Origin of the sequence: Streptomyces sp. NPDC048516, from assembly GCF_043199875.1 — a bacterium.
In the GTDB taxonomy this organism is placed as follows: domain Bacteria; phylum Actinomycetota; class Actinomycetes; order Streptomycetales; family Streptomycetaceae; genus Streptomyces.
Genome location: NZ_JBICWS010000007.1, coordinates 72,383 through 98,550 on the forward strand (window position 1 = coordinate 72,383; position 26,168 = coordinate 98,550).

The following is a 26,168-nucleotide window of genomic DNA, read 5'->3' on the forward strand; positions in this document are numbered from 1 at the left end:
GGGGGTGACCTGTGATCTCCCTGTCGCTCGCCGAGATCGCGAGCATCGTCGGCGGCCGGCAGCACGACATACCGGACGACGGACGCCGGGTGACCGGGCCGGTCGTGGCGGACTCCCGTGCGGTACGCCCCGGCGCACTCTTCGTGGCCTTCGCCGGTGACCGCGCGGACGGCCACGACTTCGCGGCGGGTGCCGTCGAGTCGGGCGCGGTGGCCGTCCTGGCCGCCCGCCCCGTCGGTGTCCCCGCGATCGTCGTCGGCGACGTGGTCGCCGCCCTCGGCGCGCTCGCCCGCGCCGTCGTCGAGCGGCTGGGCACCACCGTCGTCGGCCTCACCGGCTCGGCCGGCAAGACCAGCACCAAGGACCTGATCGCCCAGCTGCTGCAGCGCACCGGCCCGACGGTCTGGCCGGAGGGCAACCTCAACAACGAGATCGGGCTGCCGCTGACCGCGCTGCGCGCCGATGAGACCACCCGTCACCTCGTCCTGGAGATGGGCGCCCGCGGCGTCGGCCACATCCGCTACCTCGCCGGGCTGACCCCGCCGAGGATCGGTGTGGTGCTCAACGTCGGCAGCGCGCACATCGGCGAGTTCGGCGGCCGGGAGCAGATCGCCCTGGCCAAGGGCGAACTCGTCGAGCAGCTGCCGGCGGCCGAGGACGGCGGGGTCGCGGTGCTCAACGCCGACGACCCGTATGTGCGTGCCATGGTCCCCCGCACAAAGGCCCGCACCATCCTGTTCGGTGAGGCCGCGGACGCCGCCGTACGTGCCGATAATGTCCGGATCACGGATGCCGGTCAGCCCTCCTTCACGCTTCACACACCCTCCGGGTGCAGTGATGTGACCATGCGGCTGTACGGTGAGCACCACGTGTCGAACGCGCTCGCCGCGGCCGCCGTCGCCCATGAGTTGGGCATGTCCGTGGACGAGATCGCCACCGCGCTCTCCGAAGCCGGCACGCTCTCCCGTTGGCGTATGGAGGTCACCGAGCGCGCGGACGGCGTGACGGTCGTCAACGACGCCTACAACGCGAACCCCGAGTCCATGCGAGCGGCGCTGCGAGCGCTGGTCGCCATGGGCACAGCCGCCAAGGCGAAGGGCGGTCGCACGTGGGCGGTGCTCGGTGAGATGGCCGAGCTCGGCGAGGAGTCGCTCGCCGAACACGACGCGGTCGGGCGGCTGGTCGTCCGGCTCAACGTCAGCAAGCTCGTGGCAGTCGGCGGCAGGGAAGCGGCCTGGCTCGACATGGGCGCCAAGAACGAGGGTTCGTGGGGTGAGGAGTCGGTGCACGTGTCCGACGCGCGGGCGGCGGTCGACCTGTTGCGCAGCGAGCTGCGACCGGGAGACGTCGTGCTGGTGAAGGCGTCCAGGTCGGTGGGGCTGGAGCGGGTTGCCGCAGCATTGCTGGATGACGCCGGCCGCGAGGGCGCTGCGGGCGCCGAGGGTGGAGCCGCGTCCCGATGAACTCGATGAAGCAGATCCTCTTCTCCGGAATGATCGGGCTCTTCCTGACCTTGATCGGCACCCCGCTGCTGATCAAGCTGCTGGCCAAAAAGGGATACGGGCAGTTCATCCGCGATGACGGCCCGCGCGACCACCACAGCAAGCGCGGTACGCCCACCATGGGTGGTATCGCCTTCATCCTGGCCACGATCATCGCCTACGTGCTGACCAAGGTCATCACGAGCAGTGACCCCACCTTCTCCGGTGTGCTGGTGCTGTTCCTGATGGCGGGCATGGGCCTGGTCGGCTTCCTGGACGACTACATCAAGATCGTCAAGCAGCGTTCGCTGGGCCTGCGGGCCAAGGCGAAGATGGCCGGCCAGCTGATCGTCGGCATCGCCTTCGCCGTGCTCTCCCTGCAGTTCGCCGATCTGCGCGGGCAGACCCCGGCGTCCGACCGGCTCTCCTTCACCCAGGACTTCGGCTGGCAGATCGGCCCGGTGATCTTCGTGATCTGGGCCCTGTTCATGATCCTGGCGATGTCCAACGGCGTGAACCTCACCGACGGCCTCGACGGCCTCGCCACCGGCGCCTCGGTGATGGTCTTCGGCGCGTACACGTTCATCGGCATCTGGCAGCACCAGGAGTCGTGCGCCAACCAGATCACCGCGGGACCGGGCTGTTACGAGGTCCGCGACCCACTCGACCTCGCGGTCGTCGCCTCGGCCCTGATGGGCGCCTGCTTCGGCTTCCTGTGGTGGAACACCTCGCCCGCCAAGATCTTCATGGGGGACACCGGTTCGCTGGCCCTGGGCGGCGCGCTGGCCGGTCTGGCCATCTGCTCCCGTACGGAGCTGCTGCTGGCCATCCTCGGCGGTCTCTTCGTCCTGATCACGATGTCCGTGGTGATCCAGGTCGGCTCGTTCCGGCTCACCGGTAAGCGGGTCTTCCGGATGGCGCCACTCCAGCACCACTTCGAACTCAAGGGGTGGTCCGAAGTCCTTGTGGTGGTGCGGTTCTGGATCATCCAGGGCATGTGCGTCATCGTGGGACTCGGCATCTTCTACGGCGGCTGGCAGGCGGCAAAGTGACCATCCAGAGCCCGGCGGACTTCGCGGGTCGGCACATCACCGTTGCCGGCCTGGGCGTGAGCGGCGTTCCCGCCGCCCGCGCCCTGGCCGGCCTCGGCGCCCGCGTCACCGTCGTCAACAGCAGCGACGGTGAGCGCGAGCGTGCGCAGGCCGCCGAGCTGGAGGAGCTGGGGGCCACCGTCCGCCTGGGCGACGGCGACACCCTCCCCGAGGGCACGGAACTGGTCGTCACCACCCCGGGGTGGAAGCCGGCCAGTCCGCTCTTCGCCGCGGCCGGGAAGGCGGGCGTCGAGGTGTGGGGCGATGTCGAACTGGCCTGGCGGCTGCGCGGCCCCGACGCCGCCCCCTGGCTGGCGGTCACCGGCACCAACGGCAAGACCACCACCGTCCGGATGCTGGCCTCGATCCTGGAGGCGGCGGGGCTGCGCACCGCCGCCGTCGGCAACATCGGCGTCCCGCTCGTCGATGTGGTGCTCGGCGAGGGGCAGCCGGACGGCGCGTCGTACGACGTCCTCGCCGTCGAGCTCTCCAGTTACCAGCTGCACTGGGCGCCCTCCGTACGGGCGCACTCCGCGGCCGTCCTCAACCTCGCCCCCGACCACCTGGACTGGCACGGTTCCATGGCGGCCTACGCCGCCGACAAGGGCCGTATCTACGAGGGCAACACCGTCGCCTGCGTCTACAACGCCGCCGACCCGGCGACCGAGGAACTGGTCAGGGCGGCCGACGTCGAGGAAGGCTGCCGCGCCATCGGCTTCACCCTGGGCACCCCCGGGCCCTCCCAGGTGGGCGTCGTCGAGGGCATCCTCGTCGACCGCGCCTTCGTGGAGAACCGGCAGCAGCAGGCCCAGGAGCTCGCGGAGGTCTCGGACGTCACGCCCGCGGCCCCGCACAACATCGCCAACGCCCTCGCGGCCGCGGCGCTGGCCCGTGCCTTCGGGGTGGCCCCCGCCGCCGTACGCGACGGACTGCGCGCCTTCCACCCGGACGCCCACCGCATCCAGCACGTCGCCGAGCTCGGCGGCATCGCCTACGTCGACGACTCCAAGGCCACCAACACCCATGCCGCCGAGGCGTCGTTGGCGGCGTACGAGCACATCGTGTGGATCGCCGGCGGTCTCGCCAAGGGCGCGACCTTCGACGAGCTGGTGCAGAAGTCGGCGGCCCGGCTGCGCGGTGTGGTGCTGGTCGGTGCCGACCGGGCGCTGATTCGCGAAGCCCTGGCGCGACACGCCCCCGATGTCCCGGTGGTCGACCTCGACCGGACCGACACTGGGGCGATGTCCGAGGCGGTCAGGGAAGCGGCTCGCCTGGCCGAGCCCGGCGACACCGTCCTGCTGGCTCCGGCCTGTGCCTCGATGGACATGTTCGTCAATTACAACAAGCGGGGCGAGGCCTTCGCCGACGCGGTCGGCGAACTGACCGCACGGGATCACTAGACGTTTCTCCCCGCTGTCGTCGTCAGCCGGCGGCGAGCGCACCTGTGGAGGGGACGAGGATGACGGCCCGATCGGCGAAGCCGGCCCCGTCGCGTCCGCGCCGGCCCTCCGCGGTGCGCACGCCGCGCGCCGGCCGCACACCGGGGGGCCCCCGGGGGCTCCACACCCGCCTCAAACGGGCCTGGGACCGCCCGCTGACCGCCTACTACCTGATCCTCGGCGGCAGCCTGCTGATCACCGTCCTGGGGCTGGTGATGGTCTACTCGGCGTCCCAGATCAAGGCGTTGCAGTCCGGCCTGGCCCCGACGTACTTCTTCCGCAAGCAGCTGCTCGCCGCCGTCCTGGGCGGCGGGCTGCTGCTGGCCGCCTCCCGGATGACGGTACGGCTGCACCGCACGCTGGCCTATCCGCTGCTCGCCGTCTCCGTGTTCCTGATGTGCCTGGTGCAGATTCCGGGCATAGGGGTCGCGGTCAACGGCAACCAGAACTGGATCAACCTCGGCGGCCCTTTCCAGATGCAACCGAGCGAGTTCGGCAAGCTCGCGCTGGTGCTGTGGGGCGCCGATCTGCTGGCCCGCAAACAGGGCAAGCGGCTGCTGGCGCAGTGGAAGCACCTGCTGGTGCCGCTGATCCCGGTGGCGTTCCTGCTGCTCGGGCTGATCATGCTCGGCGGCGACATGGGCACCGCGATCATTCTCACGGCGATCCTCTTCGGGCTGCTGTGGCTGGCCGGCGCCCCGACCCGGCTGTTCGTGGGAGTGCTGGGCAGCGCCGCGCTGATCGGGGCGCTGCTGATCAAGACCAGCGCCAACCGGATGTCCCGGCTGGCCTGCATCGGCGCGACCGATCCGGGTCCCGGGGACCAGTGCTGGCAGGCCGTGCACGGCATCTACGCGCTGGCCTCCGGCGGATTCTTCGGTTCGGGCCTCGGCGCCAGTATGGAAAAATGGGGAGAACTCCCCGAACCGCACACCGACTTCATCTTCGCCATCACCGGGGAGGAACTGGGTCTGGCGGGGACGCTGTCGGTGCTGGCCCTCTTCGCGGCTCTAGGCTATGCGGGTATCCGCGTGGCCGGACGCACGGAGGACCCCTTCGTACGGTACGCCGCGGGAGGTGTGACCACCTGGATCACGGCTCAGGCAGTGATCAACATCGGTGCGGTGCTCGGCCTGTTGCCGATCGCCGGTGTCCCGCTCCCGCTGTTCTCCTACGGAGGCTCCGCCCTGCTGCCGACGATGTTCGCCATCGGGCTGCTGATCGCCTTCGCGCGTGACGAGCCCGCTGCACGGGCGGCGTTGTCGGCACGGTCGGCGCGGAAGCCGGGTTCCGGAAGGAAACCGGCTGGGGTGAGATGGAAGACGATGAGACGGCGCGTCAAGAAGCGGCCGTCCGGAGAGCGGTGAATTTCGGTGCATGTCGTACTCGCCGGTGGGGGGACCGCCGGCCACATCGAGCCCGCGCTCGCCCTCGCGGACGCACTGCGGAGGCAGGACCCCACCGTGGGGATCACGGCACTCGGTACGGAGAAGGGCCTGGAGACCCGCCTCGTCCCGGAACGCGGCTATGAGCTGGGTCTGATCCCGGCCGTGCCGCTGCCGCGCAAGCCCACCCCCGAGCTGATCACCGTCCCCGGGCGGCTGCGCGGCACGATCAAGGCCGCCGAGCAGATCCTGGAGCGCACCAAGGCGGACTGCGTCGTCGGCTTCGGCGGCTACGTGGCGCTGCCCGGCTACCTCGCCGCCAAGCGCCTCGGGGTGCCGATCATCGTCCACGAGGCCAACGCCCGCCCCGGCCTGGCCAACAAGATCGGCTCGCGGTACGCCAAGTTCGTCGCCGTCAGCACCCCCGACAGCAAGCTGCGCGGCGCCCGCTACGTCGGCATCCCGCTGCGCCGCACCATCGCCACCCTGGACCGTGCCGCGGTCCGCCCGGAGGCGCGGGCCGCCTTCGGGCTCGACCCCAACCTCCCGACCCTGCTGGTGTCCGGCGGTTCGCAGGGTGCCCGCCGGCTGAACGAGGTCACCCAGGCCGCCGTCCCGGCCCTCCAGCGCGCCGGGATCCAGGTGCTGCACGCGGTCGGTCCGAAGAACGAACTGCCGCACGCGGACAACATGCCCGGGATGCCCCCCTATATCCCGGTACCGTACGTGGACCGGATGGATCTCGCGTACGCCGCGGCCGACATGATGCTCTGCCGCGCGGGCGCGATGACCGTCGCCGAGTTGTCCGCCGTCGGGCTGCCGGCCGCTTTCGTCCCGCTGCCCATCGGCAACGGCGAGCAGCGGCTCAACGCCCAGCCGCTGGTCAACGCCGGCGGGGGCCTGCTGGTCGATGACGCCCAGTTGACCCCGGAGTGGGTGCAAAGCAGCGTGCTCCCGGTCCTGGCCGATCCGCACCGGCTGTACGAGATGTCCCGCGCGGCCTCCGAGTTCGGCCGCAGGGACGCCGACGAGCTGCTGGTCGGCATGGTGTACGAGGCGATCGCGCAGCACAACAAGTAGCGCACGAGAGAAGGCAGGGAGCGTGGCCGGACCGGCAACCGCCCGACGCGGCGAGAAGAAGTCACCGTCCGGCCCGCCCTCCGCCGCGCCACCCCGCGCGACGGGATTGAGGCGGGTGCGCATTCCTCTTCGCGCGCCGGGCCGCCGCAGTCTGATCATCATCACGATCGTCGCGGTGCTGCTCGGCGCGTTCGGCGTCTGGGCGCTCTACGCCTCGAACTGGCTCCGGGTGGAACGCGTCGAGGCCACCGGCACCCGCGTGCTGACGCCGCATGAGGTCGTCGCCGCGGCACGCGCCCCGATGAACGAGCCGCTGGTCTCCGTGGACACGGACGCGCTCGCCCGGCGGCTGCGCGCGCGGCTGCCGCGCATCAAGACCGTGGAGGTCGAGCGGTCCTGGCCGCACACAATCGGTCTGAAGGTGACCGAAAGAATGCCGGAACTGTTGATGCAGGCGGGCGGAAAGTTTGTCGAAGTGGACGCCGAGGGCGTCCGGTTCGCCACCGTTCGCACGGCCCCCCAGGGGGTTCCGCTTCTGGAAATGACCGTTTCCGACTCCCCGAGTCTGCACCGGTTCGGAATCGACCGGTTGCGACGGGCCGCGGTCGAGGTCACCCGGGATCTGCCCACGGCCGTGCGCAAGGACGTGCGCCAGGTCCGTGTACGGTCCTACGACGCCGTCTCCCTCGAACTGACCGGCGGCCGCACGGTGGCGTGGGGCAGCCGCGAAGAGGGCGCCGAAAAGGCAAAGGTGCTGACCGCGCTGCTGAAAGCGGCACACGGCGGGCGCCACTTCGACGTCTCGGTCCCCAGTGCCCCTGCGGTATCGGGGAGTTGACGTCCGGAGCCGCAGGCCAGCACCCTGGATGGCTACGACTATGGGTGATCACATAGGGTGAAAAGAAAAACGGGAGGTTCGGCGTGTTCGTTGAACGCGCGCGCCTTGTCGACTTAGTGTCTCGTTCCAAAGGGACTATGGAACCAAGGAACACAGGCACAGGTAACCCTAAACTTCAACGTTAGGGTTCGGGTCGGCAATACGAACCGTCCCATCGGCATCAGTCGGCGTCCACACGCAGTGCGGCGACGACACGTAACTCGAGGCGAGAGGCCTTCGACGTGGCAGCACCGCAGAACTACCTCGCAGTCATCAAGGTCGTCGGCATCGGCGGCGGTGGCGTGAACGCCATCAACCGGATGATCGAGGTCGGGCTCAAGGGCGTCGAGTTCATCGCGATCAACACCGATGCGCAGGCGCTGCTGATGAGCGACGCCGACGTCAAGCTCGACGTCGGGCGCGAAATGACGCGCGGACTCGGAGCCGGCGCCAACCCGGATGTGGGTCGCAAGGCGGCCGAGGACCACCGCGAGGAGATCGAGGAGGTCCTCAAGGGGGCCGACATGGTCTTCGTGACCGCGGGTGAGGGCGGCGGCACCGGCACCGGCGGCGCACCCGTCGTCGCCAACATCGCCCGCTCGCTGGGCGCCCTGACGATCGGTGTGGTCACCCGCCCGTTCACCTTCGAGGGCCGCCGTCGCGCCAACCAGGCCGAGGACGGCATCGCGCAGCTGCGCGAAGAGGTCGACACCCTCATCGTGATCCCCAACGACCGGCTGCTGTCCATCTCGGACCGCCAGGTGAGCGTGCTCGACGCGTTCAAGTCCGCGGACCAGGTGCTGCTGTCGGGTGTCCAGGGCATCACCGATCTGATCACCACCCCGGGCCTGATCAACCTCGACTTCGCCGACGTCAAGTCCGTGATGTCGGAGGCCGGTTCCGCGCTCATGGGCATCGGCTCGGCACGGGGCGACGACCGTGCGGTGGCCGCCGCGGAGATGGCGATCTCCTCGCCGCTCCTGGAGGCCTCCATCGACGGCGCCCGCGGGGTGCTGCTCTCCATCTCCGGCGGTTCCGACCTCGGTCTCTTCGAGATCAACGAGGCCGCACAGCTGGTCAGCGAGGCCGCGCACCCGGAAGCCAACATCATCTTCGGTGCGGTCATCGACGATGCGCTGGGCGACGAGGTCCGGGTGACGGTCATCGCCGCGGGCTTCGACGGCGGTCAGCCGCCGGCCCGCCGTGATGCCCAGTCGGCGCTGTCGTCCCCCAAGCGCGAAGAGCCCACCCCGGCCCCGAGCCGTCCGGCCACCCCGCCGGAGCCGCGTTCGTCGTCCTTCGGCGGACTGGGATCGGTTCCGGTGCGCGACGAGGAGCCGGCCCCGGCCGAGTCCTCCTCTTCCTCCTCCTCGCTGGGAGAGGTTCCGTCGTCCCCGGCGAGCGCTCCGCAGGTTCCCCCGGCCCGTCCGTACTCGGACTCCGCGGCCGAGGAACTGGACGTCCCCGACTTCCTGAAGTGACGTAAAGCACCGAAGTGATAGGGAAACAGCACCACGAGAGCGGCGCGCACTTCGCCTTCACCGACAGGTGGGGCGGGGTGAGCGCCGCTCCGTACGATCAGCTCAACCTGGGCGGCGCGGTCGGCGACGACCCGCAGGCCGTATACGCCAACCGCGCGCGGGCCGCCGCGGAACTCGGCCTCGACCCGGCCGCGGTGGTCTGGATGCACCAGGTGCACGGCCGGGACGTCGCGGTGGTCGACGGGCCGTGGCACGGCGACGACCTCCCCGGTGTCGACGCGGTGGTGACCGGCCGCAGGGGCCTCGCGCTCGCCGTGCTGACCGCCGACTGCACCCCCGTCCTGCTGGCCGATCCGGTCGCCGGGATCGCGGGGGCCGCGCATGCCGGACGGCCCGGTCTGGTCGCCGGGGTGGTCCCGGCGGTCGTGGAGGCCATGGTGAAGCAGGGGGCGGTGCCGGCGCGGATGGTCGCGTACACCGGACCGGCGATCTGCGGGCGGTGTTACGAGGTACCCGAGGCGATGCGCTCCGATGTCGCCGCGGTGGTGCCCGAGGCCCGTGCGGTGACCGGCTGGGGCACTCCCGCGGTGGACGTCACCGCAGGGGTACGGGCCCAACTCGCCCTGGCGGGCGTACGGGTGCGTGAGGATTCCCACATCTGCACTCGCGAATCCGCCGACCACTTCTCTTACCGGCGCGACCGTACGACGGGACGGCTCGCGAGCTATGTATGGCTCGGGGACACCCCCGGCCCGCGGCTGGGGGAGGCCGACCTGTGACGGATGACCGCAAGGCGCAACTGGCCGAGAACCTGGCCCGGGTGGAGGAACGTATCTCCGCCGCATGTGCCAGGGCCGGCCGGCCGCGTGACGAGGTGACCCTGATCGTGGTCACCAAGACCTACCCCGCGAGCGATGTCCGGTTGCTCGCGGAGCTGGGGGTGCGCCAGGTCGCGGAGAACCGCGATCAGGAAGCCGCACCCAAGGCCGCTGAATGCGCTGATTTGCCCCTTACTTGGCATTTTGTTGGGCAGCTACAGACCAACAAGGTGCGTTCCGTGGCCGGTTATGCCGGAATTGTGCAATCGGTCGACCGGGTCCGGCTCGCCACCGCCCTCTCCAAGGAGGCGGTACGTGCCGGGCGTGAACTGGGTTGTCTGATCCAGGTGGCACTCGACGCGGAGTCGGGGGAGCGGGGTGAGCGCGGCGGGGTGGCGCCCGACGGAGCCGGGGCGCTGGCCGAGGTGATCGCCGGTGCCGAGGGTCTGCGGCTGGACGGTGTGATGACCGTCGCCCCGCTGGCCGGGCCGTACGCCGGACGTGAACTGGCCGCTTTCGAGCGGCTCATGGAAATCTCATCCGACCTGCGCGCGGGTCATCCTGCTGCCACCATGGTGTCCGCAGGCATGAGCGCGGACCTCGAAGAAGCCGTGGCGGCCGGGGCGACACATGTGCGCGTCGGCACTGCGGTACTCGGAGTCCGACCACGGCTCCGGTAACGTCGCCAAGCAAGTCGGACCACAGCACAAAATATGGTCATTCCCGCAAAAAGCGGGCAGGCCGCGTGGATCCAGGGCCCCTGGTGACGGAGCCGATCCACCACAGAGCGGAGGACGCAGAGAATGGCCGGCGCGATGCGCAAGATGGCGGTCTACCTCGGCCTCGTGGAGGACGATGGGTACGACGGCCGGGGGTTCGACCCCGATGACGAGTTCGAGCCCGAGCTTGACCCGGAGCCCGACCGGGGGCGGCGTCAACAGCACCCAGTGCAGGCCGAAATTCCCCCCGAAAGGGAGGAACCCATCCGTGCCGTGACACCTCCGGCGCAACGTGAACCGGCCCCGCTCACCGCGGAAAACGGACGACCCGCGCGAATCGCCCCCGTGGCATCCATCACACCCGAACGTCCAAATCTGGAGAAGAACGCACCGGTGATCATGCCCAAGGTTGTGTCCGAGCGGGAGCCCTACCGCATCACCACACTCCACCCCCGGACCTACAACGAAGCCCGTACCATCGGGGAACACTTCCGTGAGGGCACTCCGGTGATCATGAACCTCACAGAGATGGACGATACCGATGCGAAGCGACTTGTCGACTTTGCGGCCGGTTTGGTGTTTGGTCTTCACGGCAGCATCGAGCGGGTGACGCAGAAGGTGTTCCTGTTGTCGCCTGCTAACGTCGATGTCACGGCGGAGGACAAGGCCCGCATCGCAGAGGGCGGGTTCTTCAACCAGAGCTGAGACGCAACACCGGGCACACCGCGGCCGTAAGGCCAACACGGAAGCAAGGCAAGGGGAGAGGGACTGCGCGAGATGAGTGTCTTTGGTCAGGTGATCTACATCGCGCTGTACTGCTTCCTGATCGTGTTGATCTTCCGGCTGGTGATGGACTATGTCTTCCAGTTCGCCCGTTCATGGCAACCCGGCAAGGCGATGGTGGTCATTCTTGAGGCCGCCTACACTGTCACTGATCCGCCACTCAAGCTTCTGCGGCGGGTAATTCCGCCGCTGCGTCTCGGGGGCGTGGCGCTCGACCTGTCCTTCTTCGTATTGATGATCATCGTGTACATCCTGATCACCGTCGTGAGGACGGTGTTGTTGGTGTGAACGATACGGTCTTGCCGATTGCCGACGACTACGTTGAGGTGAAGTAGAGATGCCGTTGACCCCCGAGGACGTGCGGAACAAGCAGTTCACGACCGTCCGCCTCCGAGAAGGCTATGACGAGGACGAGGTCGATGCCTTCCTCGATGAGGTCGAAGCCGAACTGACCCGGCTCCTGCGGGAGAACGAGGACCTTCGCGCCAAGCTGGCCGCTGCCACCCGCGCCGCCGCGCAGAACCAGCAGCAGCAGGGGCTGCGCAAGGGACCGGACCAGCAGCAGGAGCAGCAGCAGCGGCCCGGGTCTCCGGTGCCCGCCGCCATATCCGGTCCGCAGCCGGTCCCGCCGCAGCAGCAGCAGGGGATGGGTGGCCCTCCCCAACTGCCTGGTGGTGCACCGCAGCTGCCTCCTGGTCCCGGTGGCCACGGCCCCGGCCCGCAGGGCCCGCACGGCCCCGGTCCGATGGGTCCCGGCGGTCCCATGGGCGGCCCGATGGGCGGTCCCGGCGGACCGCAGCTGCCCGGCCCCGGTGGCCAGCAGGGCGGCCCGGGTGGTGACAGCGCGGCGCGCGTGCTGTCGCTGGCACAGCAGACCGCCGACCAGGCGATCGCGGAGGCCCGTTCCGAGGCCAACAAGATCGTCGGCGAGGCGCGCAGCCGTGCCGAGGGCCTGGAGCGGGACGCCCGCGCCAAGGCCGATGCGCTGGAGCGGGACGCGCAGGAGAAGCACCGCGTGGCGATGGGCTCGCTGGAGTCGGCCCGCGCGACGCTGGAGCGCAAGGTCGAGGACCTGCGCGGCTTCGAGCGCGAGTACCGCACCCGGCTGAAGTCCTACCTGGAGAGCCAGCTGCGTCAGCTGGAGAACCAGGCCGACGACTCGCTGGCCCCGCCGCGGACCCCGGCTGCCGCTTCGCTGCCGCCGTCCCCGTCGATGGCGTCGGCCGGTGCCGGCAGCATGGGCGGCGGCAACCACACCATGGGTGGCGGCCAGCAGATGGGCGGCAACCACTCCATGGCCGGCCAGTCCAACGGTGGTCCGTCCTACGGCGGCCAGCAGCAGATGTCGCCGGCGATGACCCAGCCGATGGCTCCGGTGCGGCCGCAGAGCCCGCAGCCGATGCAGCAGACGCCGTCGCCGATGCGCGGCTTCCTCATCGACGAGGACGACAACTGACGTCCGCGTAGCGCGCAGAGTCGGCAATCAGGGCCGGGCCCCGAGGGAACACTCCTTCGGGGCCCGGCCCTTTTGTGTGTACTTGCGCGCGGGAGCCGGGGCGTCCGCGGGGACGGCGAAGCCCCCCGGTGCGGGCTGCACCGGGGGGCTTCGCAGGCCGTGGTGACCGTGGGTGCGGTCAGGCCTTGCGCAGCTGGAACGTGAGGGCCAGGCTCTCGTCGGTGAACGCGGGGCCGTAGGAACCGTCCGCCTCACCGGGGGTGAAGTCGTCGGCGAGCACCTCGTCGGAGATCAGGCCGGAGTGGTCGGTCAGCGCCGTGCGCACCTCCTCGTCGGTGGACCGCCAGCGCAGCGCGATCCGGTCGGCGACGTCCAGGCCGCTGTTCTTACGGGCCTCCTGGATCAGCCGGATCGCGTCGCGGGCCAGGCCCGCCCGGCGCAGCTCCGGGGTGATCTCCAGGTCGAGGGCGACCGTGGCACCGGCGTCGGAGGCCACCGACCAGCCCTCGCGCGGGGTCTCGGTGATGATGACCTCGTCGGGGGCGAGCGGGACGCTCTCCCCGTCGACCTCGACACTCGCCGTGCCGTCGCGCAGGGCGAGCGAGAGGGCGGCGGCGTCCGCCGCGGCGACGGCCTTGGCGACCGCCTGCACGCCCTTGCCGAACCGCTTGCCCAGGGCACGGAAGTTCGCCTTGGCGGTGGTGTCGACCAGGGAGCCACCCACCTCCGACAGCGAGGCCAGCGAACTGACGTTCAGCTCCTCGGTGATCTGGGTGCGCAGGTCCTCGGGCAGGCCCGCGAAGCCGTGGGCCGCCACCAGCGCACGGGAGAGCGGCTGGCGGGTCTTCACCCCCGACTCGGCACGGGTCGCCCGGCCCAGCTCGACCAGCCGGCGCACCAGCTGCATCTGGCCGGACAGCGCCGGGTCGATGAACGTCCGGTCGGCGACCGGCCAGTCGGCGAGGTGGACGGACTCCGGGGCCTCGGGGGTGACCGGGACGACCAGGTCCTGCCAGACCCGCTCGGTGATGAACGGGGTGAGCGGGGCCATCAGCCGGGTGACCGTCTCGATGACCTCGTGGAGCGTGCGCAGCGCGGCCGCGTCGCCCTGCCAGAAGCGGCGGCGCGAGCGGCGGACGTACCAGTTGGAGAGGTCGTCGACGAAGGAGGAGAGGAGCTTGCCGGCGCGCTGGGTGTCGAAGGTTTCCAGGGACTCGGTGACCTGCTCGACCAGGGTGTTCAGCTCACCGAGCAGCCAACGGTCCAGCAGCGGCCGGTCGGCCGGCGCCGGGTCGGCGGCGGAGGGCGCCCAGTTCGACGTGCGGGCGTACAGCGCCTGGAAAGCGACGGTGTTCCAGTACGTCAGCAGCGTCTTGCGGACGACTTCCTGGATGGTGCCGTGGCCCACCCGGCGGGCGGCCCAGGGGGAGCCGCCGGCCGCCATGAACCAGCGGACCGCGTCGGCGCCGTGCTGGTCCATGAGCGGGATCGGCTGGAGGATGTTGCCCAGGTGCTTGGACATCTTCCGGCCGTCCTCGGCGAGGATGTGACCGAGGCAGACCACGTTTTCGTACGAGGACTTGTCGAAGACGAGCGTGCCGACGGCCATCAGGGTGTAGAACCAGCCGCGGGTCTGGTCGATGGCCTCCGAGATGAACTGCGCCGGGTAGCGCTTCTCGAACAGCTCCTTGTTGCGGTACGGGTAGCCCCACTGCGCGAACGGCATCGAGCCCGAGTCGTACCAGGCGTCGATGACCTCGGGGACGCGGGTCGCGGTGCCCTGGCACGTCGGGCAGGCGAAGGTGATCGCGTCGATGTACGGGCGGTGCGGGTCGAGGTCCGACTGGTCGGTGCCGGTCAGCTCGGTCAGCTCGGTGAGCGAGCCGACGCAGGTGAGGTGGTTCTCCTCGCAGCGCCAGATGGGCAGCGGGGTGCCCCAGTAGCGGTTGCGGGACAGCGCCCAGTCGATGTTGTTGTGGAGCCAGTCGCCGAAGCGGCCGTGCTTGACGGAGTCGGGGAACCAGTTGGTGTTCTCGTTCTCCCGCAGCAGGGCGTCCTTGACCGCGGTGGTGCGGATGTACCACGACGGCTGGGCGTAGTAGAGCAGCGCGGTGTGGCAGCGCCAGCAGTGCGGGTAGCTGTGCTCGTAGGCGAGGTGCCGGAAGAGCAGGCCGCGGGCGCCGAGGTCGGCGACCAGCGCCTCGTCGGCCTTCTTGAAGAACTGGCCGCCGACCAGGCGCAGTTCCTCCTCGAACGTGCCGTCCGGGCGGACCGGGTTGATCACCGGCAGGCCGTACGCCTTGCAGGTCCTGAGGTCGTCCTCACCGAAGGCCGGGGCCTGGTGGACGAGGCCGGTGCCGTCATCGGTGGTGACGTACTCGGCGTTGACGACGATATTGGCGCCCTCCAGCTCGACGAGGCCGAAGGGGCGCTCATAGGCCCAGCGCTCCATCTCGCGTCCGGTGAACGACTCGCCGGTGGCGCTCCAGCCCTCGCCCAGGGCCTTCTCCAGCAGCGGCTCGGCGACGACCAGCTGCTCGTTGCCGTCGGTGGCGACGACATAGGTGACGTCGGGATGCGCGGCGACCGCGGTGTTGGAGACCAGGGTCCAGGGGGTGGTCGTCCAGATCAGCAGTGCGGCGCGGCCGGCCAGCGGGCCGGACGTCAGGGGGAGGCGGACGAAGACCGAGGGGTCGACGACGTTCTCGTAGCCCTGGGCCAGCTCGTGGTCCGACAGGCCGGTGCCGCAGCGCGGGCACCAGGGGGCGACGCGGTGGTCCTGGACCAGCAGGCCCTTGTTGAAGATCTCCTTCAGCGACCACCACACCGACTCGATGTAGTCGGGGTCCATGGTGCGGTACGGGGCGTCCAGATCGGTCCAGTACCCCATCCGGGTCGTGAGCTCGGCGAAGGCGTCGGTGTGGCGGGTCACCGACTCGCGGCACCTGTCGTTGAACTCGGCGATGCCGTACGCCTCGATGTCCTTCTTGCCGTTGAAGCCCAGCTCCTTCTCCACGGCCAGCTCGACCGGGAGGCCGTGGCAGTCCCAGCCGGCCTTGCGGTCGACGTGGTAGCCCTGCATCGTGCGGAACCGGGGGAAAACGTCCTTGAAGACGCGCGCCTCGATGTGGTGCGCGCCGGGCATGCCGTTGGCGGTCGGGGGGCCCTCGTAGAAGACCCACTCGGGCCGTCCCTCGGACTGCTGGAGGGTACGGGCGAAGATCTTCTGTTCCTGCCAGAACTCGAGCACGGCGTGCTCGAGGGCGGGGAGGTCTACCTGGGCGGGTACCTGGCGGTACTGGGGTTGCGGACTCATCGGGGGCTTCCTCCGGCGGACACCTGCTGCGTTCTCCGTCCGGAGGGACGAGAGCCTGCGCTCCCGCGGTACCACCCTCCTTGGCGGTGCCGCTGCACCGCCCCCTCATTGGGGTCGCGCTGCCGGTTCTACTCGCCCTGGGCGGCCCGAGGCCCGTGGGCCAAGCCCACTGTCCAGCGCTTTCTTCCGGCGGCTCCGGGGTGATCTTCACATCGTGCACGCCCCCGGGCTTCCACCGTCCCCGGGTCGCTGCTGGCTGCGTACGGCGCTACTCGTCCCGTCAATGCCTCTCGCTCGGCCCAGTGTACGGGGCCGCACCGACAGTGGCCGACCGGATTTACGGCAGCCGGGGGAGGCGGGCCGGCGCCGGCTGCGTACGGGAGGGTGCCGGGCCCGCACGGAAGGGTGCCGGGGCGCTCGGTGCGACGGGGCCGGGGCCGCTTCGCCGCGACGGGCGCCGGGCGCACGCCGTGACCCGAATGGCGAGCGGCCGGACACCGCGCCGGAGGGCGGATTACCGGCCGTGGAGCGGGGCACAAACGAGGCAGACCGGACGTCCGGGCCGGGGGGCAGGACCCGAAGGGCGGTGCGTCCCGTTGCCGCGTGGCGTGCGGCGATTTATCGTTCCCGTCACGATTCGCGAACAAAGTCACATATGTGAAGGGGTCGCGGCCATGGTGGCGAAAAAGACCGCCGCGGAGAAGAGCACGGCGCCTGCCGACGAGGCCGTCGCGAAGCAGCCTGCCCCGAAGAAGGCGGCCCCGAAGAAGGCGGCCCCGAAGAAGGCGGCCCCGAAGAAGGCAGCTCCGAAGAAGGCCGCGGCCAGGAAGACGGCGGCCGGTACGGCCACGCCGGGGAAGACCACGGCCGCACGGGCGGCGCCGAAGAAGCCGGCGGCCAGGAAGACCGCGGCGAAGAAGACCGCGAAGAAGGCTCCGGCCAAGACGGCCGCGGTGCCCGCTAAGAAGACGGGAGCCAAGACGGTGGTGGCGAAGAAGACTGCGGCCGCAACGGCCAAGGCCCACGGCAACGACTCCGCGGTGCCCATGGCCCGGGTGGCCGCGGCGCCGGGGGAGCTCGCCGTACGGCCCGGCGAGGACCCCTGGACGCCCGAAGAGGTCGCCGAGGCGCGGACCGAACTGATGGAGGAGACGTCGCGGCTGCGGCTGGAGATCGTCTCGGCCGAGGACGCCATCGCCGGGCTGATGCGCGACTCCGGTGACGGAGCGGGCGATGACGAGGCCGACACCGGCACCAAGAACATCACCCGCGAACACGAGCTGGCGCTCGCCTCCAACGCCCGCGAGATGCTTCACCAGACCGAGCGGGCCCTGGGCCGGCTGGACGCGGGCACCTACGGCCTCTGCGAGAGCTGCGGCAACCCCATCGGCAAGGCGCGGATGCAGGCTTTCCCCCGCGCGACGCTGTGCGTGGAGTGCAAGCAGAAACAGGAGCGCCGTTGAGGAGGCCGGCAGGTGTCGCCGACGGCACCCGGTCCGCCCGCGCCCGTACGTGTGTGCCGTACTCTCGTGGTTCAGCCGGGCATGGCCCGGCCATGGACACGACGGGCTGAGGGACTCACACGTGGCTAAGGCCGAACGCATCACCGGTACGCCGGAACCCGAGCCGGGTGCCGGAGCGGATTCCACCACGGAATCCGAGGGGGGAGAGACGGTGAAGCCGGAGCAGGGCACCGGCCACCGCAAGCGGCGGATCACCGCGCTGCTGCTGGTCGCGCTCGTCGTCTACCTGCTCGACCTGGGCAGCAAGCTCCTGGTGGTCGCGAAACTGGAGCACCATGAGCCCATCCAGGTCATCGGGACGCTGCTGCAGTTCACCGTGATCCGTAACCGCGGTGCCGCGTTCAGCATGGGCGAGGCGCTGACGATCTTCCTCACCCTCATCGCGGTGGCCGTGATCGTGGTGATCGCCCGGATCGCCCGCAAGCTCTACAGCCTGCCCTGGGCGATCGCGCTCGGGCTGCTGCTCGGCGGCGCCTTCGGCAACCTCACCGACCGGCTGTTCCGGTCGCCGGGGGTCTTCGAGGGCGCGGTGGTCGACTTCATTGCCCCGGCGCACTTCGCGGTGTTCAACCTCGCCGACTCCGGGATCGTCTGCGGCGGCATCCTGATCGTGATCCTTTCGTTCCGCGGTCTGGATCCCGACGGCACCATCCACAAGGACTGACCACCCCGCGGCGGGGCCGGCCGGGGCAGGAGCCGTAAGCGGTGCCGGTTGACGGGCCCCGGGCCCGGCCCCCCGGCCTCCGGGCAGGGCACCACGGCGGGACTGCCATACTCGTGGGGTGAGCACCATTCCCGAGATCCGCACCCTGCCCGTACCGGACGGCCTGGAGGGCGAGCGCGTCGACGCCGCGCTGGCCCGGATGTTCGGCTTCTCCCGTACGAAGGCGGCCGAACTCGCCGCCGCCGGCAAGGTCCGGGTCGACGGCTCCGAGGTGATGAAGTCCGAGCGGGTGAGCGGCGGCGCCTGGCTGGAAGTGGAGATGCCGCAGGCCGCGGCGCCCGTGGAGATCGTCGCCGAGCCCGTCGAGGGCATGGAGATCGTGCACGACGACGACGACATCGTGGTGATCGTCAAGCCCGTCGGCGTGGCCGCGCACCCCAGCCCCGGCTGGACGGGAACGACCGTCATCGGCGGTCTGGCCGCGGCCGGCTACCGCATCTCCACCTCCGGTGCCGCCGAGCGCCAGGGCATCGTGCACCGCCTCGACGTCGGCACCTCCGGCCTGATGGTGGTCGCCAAGTCCGAGCGCGCCTACACCCTGCTCAAGCAGCAGTTCCGTGAGCGCACGGTCGACAAGCGCTACCACGCCCTGGTCCAGGGGCACCCGGACCCGATGAGCGGCACCATCGACGCCCCCATCGGCCGGCACCCGCAGCACGACTACAAGTGGGCGGTGACGGCCGAGGGCAAGGCCTCCGTCACGCACTACGACCTGATCGAGGCGTTCCGCGCGGCCAGCCTGCTCGACATCAAGCTGGAGACCGGCCGCACCCACCAGATCCGGGTGCACATGTCCGCGCACCGCCACCCCTGCGTCGGCGACCTGACCTACGGTGCCGACCCCACCCTCGCCAAGCGCCTCGGCGTCACCCGGCAGTGGCTGCACGCCATGCGGCTGGGCTTCGAGCACCCCTCCGACGGCCGCTGGGTCGAGTTCGAGAGCGGCTACCCGGACGATCTGCAGCGTGCCCTGGACACCGTCCGGGACGAGAGCAGCTGACGCGGAGGACATCGGGCGGGCGCCGACACGGCGGGCCAAAGCCCGTGTCATGGCACGCTGGGGTCGGAAAATGACCGAATCCGACCCCGGAGCGTAGCCACCGTGGACCAGCTGGCTCTGATGTTCGTCCTGCTGCTCGGAGCCGTGGTCATGGTTCCGGTCGGCGACCGGCTGGGACTCCCGTCGCCGGTGCTGATGACCCTCGTCGGCGCCGTGCTGGCACTGCTGCCGTTCGTGCCCAACGTCGAGGTGCCGCCGGAGTTCATCCTGCCGGTGGTGCTGCCGCCGCTGCTCTACGCGGCCGTGCAGCGCACCTCCTGGCGGCAGTTCACCGCCAACCTCCGGCCGATCTTCCTGCTCGCCGTGGCGCTGGTCTTCGCCACCACCGCGGCGGTCGCCGCCGTTGCCCAGGCGGTGGTGCCCGGGATGCCGGTGGCCGCCGCGGTGGTGCTCGGCGCGCTGGTCGCCCCGCCCGACCCGGTGGCCGCGACGGCCGTCGCGGGCAAGCTCGGGCTGCCCCGCCGGCTGGTCTCGATTCTGGAGGGCGAGGGGCTGTTCAACGACGTCACCGCCATCGTGCTGTACCACGTCGCGCTCACCGCTGCGGTCAGCGGAACCTTCTCGGTGCCCGGCGCGGTCGGCTCGCTGGTGCTCTCCGCGGTGGTCGCCATAGCGGTCGGCCTGGGGCTCGGCTGGCTCACCAACAAGCTGATGGGGCTGCTCGGTGACCCGACGCTGCAGATCGGCCTGACGCTGCTGGTGCCGTTCGTCGCGTACGTCCTGGCCGAGAATTTCCGCGGGTCCGGGGTGCTCGCGGTGCTGACCTGCGCGCTGTTCCTGGCCGAGTACGCGGTCGACCCGGACGATGTGATGGGACGGCTCGCCGGCTACACCTTCTGGGAGGTCGTCGACACCCTCGTCACCGGTGTCGCCTTCGGGCTGATCGGCCTGGAGCTGCACAACATCTTCGGGGCGGCCTCCCACCGCTGGGGCCAGCTGCTCGGGGCCGGCGCCGCCGTCGTCGGGGTGGTCGTCGGCGTCCGCCTGCTGTGGCTGCTGCCCGCCGCCTGGCTGGCCAGGCGGATGCACAAGCGCCGCGACTACGACGAGGAGATCCCGATGAGCTCGCGGGAAACCCTCATCATGTGGTGGGCGGGGATGCGCGGGGTGGCCTCGGTGGCGCTGGCGCTGGCCATTCCGTACAGCGTCGACGGCGGCGGTGACTTCCCGGTCCGTGACGACATCCTCTTCATCGCCTTCGCGGTGGTGCTCAGCACCCTCCTCATCCAGGGCCTCACCCTGCCCTGGCTGGTGCGCCGGCTGCGGGTACGGGCCGACACCGATGCCGTCGACGCGCTGGAGCGGGAGCTGGCGATCCGGGTGATCAAGGCGTCCAAGCGGCGGCTGAAGGAGATCCTGGAGGTCGAGGAGCTGCCCGACGAGGTCAGCGAGCAACTGGCCCGCCGCGCGCACGACATCGGCGCCCGGATCGCGCCGGACATCGTCGACGACGAGCGGCGCGAGCTCTTCGACAAGCGCATCACCCGGCTGAAGAAGGTGCACCGCATCCAGGGCGAGATGCTTTCGGCCGCCCGGCACGAGGTACTGGCGGCGCGCAGCGAACCGGGCGCGGACCCGGAGATCGTCGACCGGGTGCTGCGCCATCTGGACATGCGCAGCCTGCGGGGCGCGCCCTAGAGGACGTCTCCCTGGCGGGTGTCCGGCGGCGGCGCCGCCGTGGTGATCCGCGGCAGCGCGTAGGCGTGTTCGGCCTGCAGCCACTCCAGCAGCCGTTCGCGGACCTCGCAGCGCACCGTCCACAGGGTGTCCGAGTCCCGGGCGGTCACCAGCGCACGCACCACGATCGTGGACGGTGTGGTGTCGGTGACCACCAGACTCCAGGACCTGCCGTCCCACTCCGGGCACTCCTGGAGGATTTCCAGCAGCCGCTGGCGCATCTTCTCCACCGGCGCGCTGTGGTCGAGGTGGAGGAGGACCGTGCCGGTCATCTGCGCGCCGCCGCGCGACCAGTTCTCGAACGGCTTGCCGGTGAAGTACGACACCGGCATGGTGATCCGGCGCTCGTCCCAGGTCCGCACGGTCAGAAAGGTCAGCGTGATCTCCTCGACGGTGCCCCACTCGCCGTCCACGACGACGGTGTCCCCGATGCGCACCATGTCGCCGAACGCGATCTGCAGCCCCGCGAAGAGATTGCCGAGGGTGGACTGGGCGGCGATACCGGCGACGATGCCCAGCAGCCCGGCCGACGCCAGCATGGAGGTGCCGACCGCCCGCATCGCCGGGAACGTCAGCAGCATCGAGGCGGCCGCGACGACGATCACCACGGCCGTCACCACCCGCTGGATCAGCGTCACCTGGGTCCGTACCCGCCGCACCCGCGCCGCGTCCCGGGCACCCGCCGCATAGCGCGAGTACGAGGACTCGACGATGGCCGCCGCGGCCCGGACGACCAGCCAGGCGGTGGCCGCGATCAGGACCAGGGTCAGCGCCTGGCCGATGCCCGCCGCATGCCTTTTGACGGACTCCAGCCCCGCATGGTCGAACGAGCCGCGCAACAGGGCCGCGCAGAGCACCACTTGCAGCGGTATCCGGCAGCGCCGCAGCAGCCCCCACAGGGGGGTCTCCGGGTGGCCGGCGTCGATCCGGCGCAGTGCCCGGTCGGCGAGCCAGACCAGGATGAGCGCGAGCAGGACCGCGCCGCCGATGACGACGACCGGACGCAGGACGTCCTCCAAGGACACGGGACTCCTCCTCCGTGGGGTGCGAGGGGCTGCGGTGTGCTGGTACCCGGTCCCCGTGACCGTAACTGGCAGGATGGGACGAGATCGATCCAACTTCAGGGAAGTGATGTCAGTGCCGGCCGCCTCCGAGTCCCCGACCAGCGGGCTTTCGACGATTGTGCTGTTTCATTCGGTGTGCGGGCTGCGTCCCGCGGTGCACGCGGCGGCGGACCGGCTGCGCGCCGCGGGGCACGAGGTGATCGTCCCCGACCTGTTCGACGGCCGGACCGCCGACTCCGTCCCGGACGGCATTCTCATCAAGGACGAGATCGGCAAGGAGGAACTGCTCAAGCGCGCCATCACGGCCGTTGCGCCCTACTCCGACCGCGGACTGGTCTACGCCGGTTTCTCCTTCGGCGGCTCGGTCGCCCAGAACCTCGCGCTCGGCGACGAGCGGACCCGCGGGCTGCTTCTGCTGCACGGGACCTCGGACATCGCGGAGGGCACCGTCGCCGACGACCTGCCGGTGCAGCTGCATGTCGCCGACCCGGACCCGTACGAGCCGCACGACTGGCTGAACGCCTGGTATCTGCAGATGCGCCGGGCCGGCGCGGACGTCGAGGTCTTCCGCTACGCCGGCGCCGGCCATCTCTTCACCGATCCGGAGCTGCCCGACCACGACGAGGAAGCCGCCGAGAGCGCCTGGAAGGTGGCGCTGGGCTTCCTCGCCGAGCTGTGAGCCGGCAGGCCGGGCGGACCCGGGCGGGCTTCCCCTAGACGAGCGGCTGGTCCGTGCGCTCCACCTGCTGGGTGCCGGACCGGGTCTGGTACGAGCGCAGCAGGGTGCTGGTGGCGTTCGGATCGGTTTTGTCGGAGATGCCGAAATAATCCATCTGTGTCCGCTCGGCGTTGATGTCCATGACCCCGTAGCCGTGCGAGTCCATGTCCAGCCACTTCACATGGCGGTTGGCGGCCTTGATGGCGGCGACCCCGGCCAGGGAGATCGTGTGCGGGGCGACGTGCAGGAAGTCGTCCACGTTGTCGGAGGTGACGGAGGTGACCACGAACTCCGTCGCCACCGCGCGGTCGGCGGGGTAGGTCGCCGCCTGGAGCGGCACCTCGTTGGCCCAGGCCATGTGGATGTCGCCGGTCAGGAACACGGTGTTGTCGATGCCGCGGTTGCTGAGGTGGCCGAGCAGTTCGCGGCGGTCGTCGGTGTAGCCGTCCCACTGGTCGGTGTTGATGGCCAGGCCCTCCTTGGGTATCCCGAGGATCTCGGCGAGCGGGCCCAGCAGCTTCGCGGGGACGGCGCCGAAGGCGACCTGCGAGATCATCACCGAGGTGCCGACCAGCCGCCAGGAGGTGTCCGAGCGTTCGAGTCCGGACTTGAGCCAGTCCAGTTGCGCCCGCCCGGTGATCGTACGGCTCGGGTCGTCGACCGCACCGCTGCCCGTCTTGGCCTGTGCGTCGCGGAACGACCGCAGATCCAGCAGGTGCAGATCGGCGAGGGTGCCGAAGCGCAGCCTGCGGTAGGTGGTGCCGGCGATCGAGGGGCGCACCGGCATCCACTCGAAGTAGGCCTGCTTCGCCGCGGCCATCCGCGCGGACCAGGGGCCCTCGGTCTCCGGGGTGTGGTTGACCGCGCCCCCCTTCCAGGCGTTGTCGGCGAACTCGTGGTCGTCCCACATGGCGATGACCGGGTGCGTGGCGTGCATGGCCATCGCGTCCGGGTCGGTCTTGTGGACGCCGTGCCGGATGCGGTAGTCGGCGAGCGTCAGCAGCTCGTGGGCCGGGGAGTGCGGGCGGACGACGTACTTGAACTCCGGGTACTCGCCGGACTTGTACTCGTAGAGGTAGTCGCCGACATGGAGCACCGCGTCCAGCTCGGTGCGGGCGGCCAGGTGCCGGTAGGGGGAGAAGTAGCCGGACTCCCAGTTGGCGCAGGAGACCACGCCGAAGCGGATGTTGCCCGCCGCGGTGTCGTGGGCGGGGGCGGTACGGGTCCGGCCGACGGGGGAGTGCTGTCCGCCGACGGTGAAGCGGTAGTAGTAGTGGGTGGCCGGGTGCAGGCCGCGGACGTCCGCCTTGACGGTGTGGTCACCGGCGGCGGAGGTGGTCAGGTTCCCCCGGGCGACAACGGACGTGAAGCCCTTGTCGCTCGCCACCTGCCAGCTCACCTCGGTGGCCGGTCCGCGGCCGGAGCCGGGGGTCGCCGACGCGGTCGGCGTCACCCGGGTCCACAGCAGGACGCCGTCCGGGAGCGGGTCTCCGGAGGCGACTCCGTGCTGGAAGAACGAGTCCTGGCCCGGGGCTCCTTGAGCGTGCGCGGTGGCGGCGCCGGCGAACGGCAGAAGGGCGGCGGTGGCGGCTACGGCCGTGACGGCAGTGCGGCGCGAGATCTGGTCATGATCGGTCACGGCCGATCACCTTACTGGCCGGTAAGCGGCGCCGGGAGGGCGAATTCCGGCAACCCCGAGAATTCGCCCGCCCGTTGTCCGAAAGGCGCTCAGTGCGCGCCCGAGGGGTCCTTTTCGCCCTCGCGGATGCCGTTCGCGCCACCTTCGCCCGAGCTGCCGCCCTTGCCCGGGTCCCCTCCCGTTGACCCCTTCGCCGGGCCGAACTCCTTGTCGATCGTCTTCTTGAAGTTGGCCTGGGCCAGCTGGTTGTACTGCGCCTGCGTCATCTGCTGCTGCGGCACCTGGGGAATCACCAGCTTCTTGTCGCCGTGCATGAACGTGGGCGTGGCCTTGACGCCCTTGCGGCCGAACAGCGCGGTCATCTCCATCGCCCAGCGGTCGTAGGTGCCCTTCTTGACCGCCGTGGCGAACGCCTTGTCGTTCTTCAGCTCCGGCACGTCGCCGGCGACCTTGAGCAGTTCGGCGTCCTTGGCGTAGAGGTCCTCGCGCTCGTCCGGGTGGTACTTGGCCGAGTACAGCGCCGACTTGTACTTCAAGAAGGCCTCCGGGCTGACGTTCAGCGCCGCGCCGAGCGCGCTGAGCGCGTTCTTCGAGCCCTCGCCGCCGCCGACACCGTCGATGAAGGCGTACATGGTGAAGCGGACCCGGTACCGGCCGTCCTCGATGTCCTTGGCCAGGACCTTGCCGGTGCTCTGCTCGAAGGCCGCACACGCCGGGCAGCGGACGTCCTCGAAGACCTCCAGGGTCTGCTTGGCGTTCTTGTCGCCTATCAGGATCTCGGTGCCGTTCTTGCCCTGGGTGTGCGCGGGCGTGACGAGCTCGGCCTCCTTGGCGGCCTCCCAGCCCGTGGGCTCGTTGGCCTTCATCACGGCGTAGCCGATGCCGCCGGCCACCGCCAGGACGCCGATCACCGCGCCCGCCGCGGTCAGTTGGCGGCGCAGCTTCTCCTTCTTCTTCTGGCGCTCCCGCTCGGCCCGGATGCGTTCGCGGGCCGCGGTCTTGTTGGCCAGGTTGTTGCGGTTGCTCATGGGTGGTGGGGTCCCCTCAAAGGTCGTGCCGGTTTCTGTGTGCTGGTCAGGCGCCGGCCGGGCGGGGCGGGCCGCGGCGCCGTACGCAGTGCACGAGGAGGGGGAGCGGGCGGGCCGGCGGCAGCGGATGCAGCGGCCGGATCCGCCGGCGGGGCGGGGCGGGGGCGGCGGTGCGCGCCGCGACCGCGGTGCGCAGGGGGCGGAAGGCACCGGCCGCGGCGGCGCGCAGCAGGGCGTCCAGCGCGGCGTCCCCGCGGTGCAGCCAGGCCGCGGCGAGCAGGCCGACCGCGACATGGGCGGCGAGCAGCAGCCAGGGGGCCGCCGCCGGGACGGCCGGCGGCAGCGGCGCGCCCGGATGGGCGGCCGCCCGGGCCAGGGGTGTGCCCCATTCGCCGCCCCGGCACAGCAGTTCGACGCCGACCGAGTGCAGCGGGCCGGTGACCGGGCCGCCGGCCGGTCCGTAACAGGTGTGCTGCCCGGCGGTGAAGACGGTGTCGGCGGCCAGTTCCAGCGGCACCAGGAGCGCGGCGACGGCGCGGAATCCGCGCTCCCGGCCGGTCAGCGCATAGGCCGCGGCGAAGACCGCGGCGCAGATCGCGATGACCGGAGCGGGCGGTAACGGGTGGTGCGAGAGCAGCACATGGGAGGTCGTGGACAGGGCGGTGCACAGCGCGGTGAACAGTGCCGCCCGCAGCGCCCTGAGCTGAACTCCCGGCGCGGCCGCCGGCCGGGCCCCGGGGCGTATTCCCGTCGCCTGCATGACGGGAGTCTGCCATGTGCACGGCACGAGCCCGGGTCAAGATTTGGCA

At 70.6% G+C, this 26,168-nt stretch carries 22 protein-coding genes; 17 read left to right on the plus strand and 5 right to left on the minus strand.

The genetic code is table 11. The annotated features are described in order from the left end of the window. Nucleotides 1-11: 11 nt before the first annotated feature. From murF to ACGFR7_RS16160, 12 genes are all read left to right on the plus strand, one after another. The gene (gene murF, locus ACGFR7_RS16105; protein ID WP_393318778.1) at nt 12-1,463 is read left to right on the plus strand and encodes a UDP-N-acetylmuramoyl-tripeptide--D-alanyl-D-alanine ligase; all 1,452 of its coding nucleotides are present in this window, start codon (nt 12-14) and stop codon (nt 1,461-1,463) included. Between the two features lie 5 nt (nt 1,464-1,468). Then, entirely contained in the window at nt 1,469-2,533 is a 1,065-nt protein-coding gene (gene mraY / locus ACGFR7_RS16110; protein ID WP_088801983.1) for a phospho-N-acetylmuramoyl-pentapeptide-transferase, read from the plus strand. Further along, entirely contained in the window at nt 2,530-3,972 is a 1,443-nt protein-coding gene (gene murD / locus ACGFR7_RS16115) for a UDP-N-acetylmuramoyl-L-alanine--D-glutamate ligase (RefSeq protein WP_393318780.1), read from the plus strand. The genes mraY and murD overlap by 4 nt, the downstream gene beginning before the upstream one ends. Nucleotides 3,973-4,031: 59 nt before the next feature. Next, the gene (gene ftsW / locus ACGFR7_RS16120) at nt 4,032-5,378 is read left to right on the plus strand and encodes a putative lipid II flippase FtsW (protein ID WP_393318783.1); all 1,347 of its coding nucleotides are present in this window, start codon (nt 4,032-4,034) and stop codon (nt 5,376-5,378) included. Between the two features lie 6 nt (nt 5,379-5,384). Then, nucleotides 5,385-6,476, plus strand: coding sequence for an undecaprenyldiphospho-muramoylpentapeptide beta-N-acetylglucosaminyltransferase (gene murG, locus ACGFR7_RS16125; RefSeq protein WP_393318786.1), 1,092 nt, complete (start codon nt 5,385-5,387; stop codon nt 6,474-6,476). Between the two features lie 22 nt (nt 6,477-6,498). Continuing rightward, the gene (locus tag ACGFR7_RS16130; RefSeq protein WP_393318789.1) at nt 6,499-7,314 is read left to right on the plus strand and encodes a cell division protein FtsQ/DivIB; all 816 of its coding nucleotides are present in this window, start codon (nt 6,499-6,501) and stop codon (nt 7,312-7,314) included. A gap of 281 nt (nt 7,315-7,595) precedes the next feature. After that, nucleotides 7,596-8,834, plus strand: coding sequence for a cell division protein FtsZ (ftsZ, locus tag ACGFR7_RS16135; RefSeq protein ID WP_393318792.1), 1,239 nt, complete (start codon nt 7,596-7,598; stop codon nt 8,832-8,834). Between the two features lie 14 nt (nt 8,835-8,848). After that, the gene (gene pgeF / locus ACGFR7_RS16140) at nt 8,849-9,613 is read left to right on the plus strand and encodes a peptidoglycan editing factor PgeF (RefSeq protein ID WP_393318795.1); all 765 of its coding nucleotides are present in this window, start codon (nt 8,849-8,851) and stop codon (nt 9,611-9,613) included. Next, nucleotides 9,565-10,332 (plus strand): YggS family pyridoxal phosphate-dependent enzyme, encoded by a 768-nt coding sequence (locus ACGFR7_RS16145; protein WP_393318798.1) that lies wholly within the window; start codon nt 9,565-9,567, stop codon nt 10,330-10,332. The genes pgeF and ACGFR7_RS16145 overlap by 49 nt, the downstream gene beginning before the upstream one ends. A 123-nt stretch (nt 10,333-10,455) precedes the next feature. Further along, nucleotides 10,456-11,076 (plus strand): cell division protein SepF, encoded by a 621-nt coding sequence (locus ACGFR7_RS16150; RefSeq protein WP_393318800.1) that lies wholly within the window; start codon nt 10,456-10,458, stop codon nt 11,074-11,076. Nucleotides 11,077-11,148: 72 nt separating this feature from the next. Then, nucleotides 11,149-11,442: a YggT family protein gene (locus ACGFR7_RS16155; RefSeq protein WP_085924893.1), complete on the plus strand. Its 294-nt coding sequence runs from the start codon at nt 11,149-11,151 to the stop codon at nt 11,440-11,442. A 49-nt stretch (nt 11,443-11,491) separates the two neighbouring features. Further along, complete coding sequence (locus ACGFR7_RS16160; protein ID WP_129296869.1) at nt 11,492-12,610, plus strand: DivIVA domain-containing protein; 1,119 nt, start codon at nt 11,492-11,494, stop codon at nt 12,608-12,610. 178 nt (nt 12,611-12,788) lie between these two features. On the opposite strand, the gene ileS is transcribed toward ACGFR7_RS16160, so the two are convergent. Next, on the minus strand, nt 12,789-15,926 hold the full coding sequence (gene ileS, locus ACGFR7_RS16165; RefSeq protein WP_393318803.1) for an isoleucine--tRNA ligase: 3,138 nt from the start codon (nt 15,924-15,926) through the stop codon (nt 12,789-12,791). Nucleotides 15,927-16,600: 674 nt separating this feature from the next. Between ileS and ACGFR7_RS16170 the strand changes: the two genes are divergently transcribed. The 4 genes from ACGFR7_RS16170 to ACGFR7_RS16185 all read left to right on the plus strand — a co-directional run bounded on the left by ACGFR7_RS16170 (nt 16,601) and on the right by ACGFR7_RS16185 (nt 20,871). Beyond that, nucleotides 16,601-17,389, plus strand: coding sequence for a TraR/DksA family transcriptional regulator (locus ACGFR7_RS16170; protein ID WP_393318805.1), 789 nt, complete (start codon nt 16,601-16,603; stop codon nt 17,387-17,389). Nucleotides 17,390-17,510: 121 nt separating this feature from the next. Beyond that, nucleotides 17,511-18,113: a signal peptidase II gene (lspA, locus tag ACGFR7_RS16175; RefSeq protein WP_393318808.1), complete on the plus strand. Its 603-nt coding sequence runs from the start codon at nt 17,511-17,513 to the stop codon at nt 18,111-18,113. A 118-nt stretch (nt 18,114-18,231) separates the two neighbouring features. Further along, the gene (locus ACGFR7_RS16180) at nt 18,232-19,173 is read left to right on the plus strand and encodes an RluA family pseudouridine synthase (RefSeq protein ID WP_328387496.1); all 942 of its coding nucleotides are present in this window, start codon (nt 18,232-18,234) and stop codon (nt 19,171-19,173) included. Nucleotides 19,174-19,293: 120 nt separating this feature from the next. Continuing rightward, nucleotides 19,294-20,871, plus strand: coding sequence for a Na+/H+ antiporter (locus ACGFR7_RS16185; RefSeq protein ID WP_393319396.1), 1,578 nt, complete (start codon nt 19,294-19,296; stop codon nt 20,869-20,871). Here the strand turns inward: ACGFR7_RS16185 and ACGFR7_RS16190 are convergent. Further along, entirely contained in the window at nt 20,868-21,929 is a 1,062-nt protein-coding gene (locus tag ACGFR7_RS16190) for a mechanosensitive ion channel family protein (RefSeq protein ID WP_393319399.1), read from the minus strand. The genes ACGFR7_RS16185 and ACGFR7_RS16190 overlap by 4 nt on opposite strands. A 112-nt stretch (nt 21,930-22,041) precedes the next feature. On the opposite strand from ACGFR7_RS16190, the gene ACGFR7_RS16195 reads away from it, so the two are divergent. Then, the gene (locus tag ACGFR7_RS16195; RefSeq protein ID WP_393319402.1) at nt 22,042-22,653 is read left to right on the plus strand and encodes a dienelactone hydrolase family protein; all 612 of its coding nucleotides are present in this window, start codon (nt 22,042-22,044) and stop codon (nt 22,651-22,653) included. 34 nt (nt 22,654-22,687) lie between these two features. On the opposite strand, the gene ACGFR7_RS16200 is transcribed toward ACGFR7_RS16195, so the two are convergent. The 3 genes from ACGFR7_RS16200 to ACGFR7_RS16210 all read right to left on the minus strand — a co-directional run bounded on the left by ACGFR7_RS16200 (nt 22,688) and on the right by ACGFR7_RS16210 (nt 26,119). After that, nucleotides 22,688-24,331, minus strand: a complete 1,644-nt coding sequence (locus ACGFR7_RS16200; protein ID WP_393318811.1) for an alkaline phosphatase D family protein — start codon at nt 24,329-24,331, stop codon at nt 22,688-22,690. 89 nt (nt 24,332-24,420) lie between these two features. Further along, nucleotides 24,421-25,359 carry a thioredoxin domain-containing protein gene (locus ACGFR7_RS16205; protein WP_393318814.1) on the minus strand — a complete coding sequence of 313 codons (939 nt, stop codon included), beginning with the start codon at nt 25,357-25,359 and terminating at the stop codon, nt 24,421-24,423. Between the two features lie 46 nt (nt 25,360-25,405). Continuing rightward, entirely contained in the window at nt 25,406-26,119 is a 714-nt protein-coding gene (locus ACGFR7_RS16210; RefSeq protein ID WP_393318816.1) for a hypothetical protein, read from the minus strand. Nucleotides 26,120-26,168 lie beyond the last annotated feature (49 nt).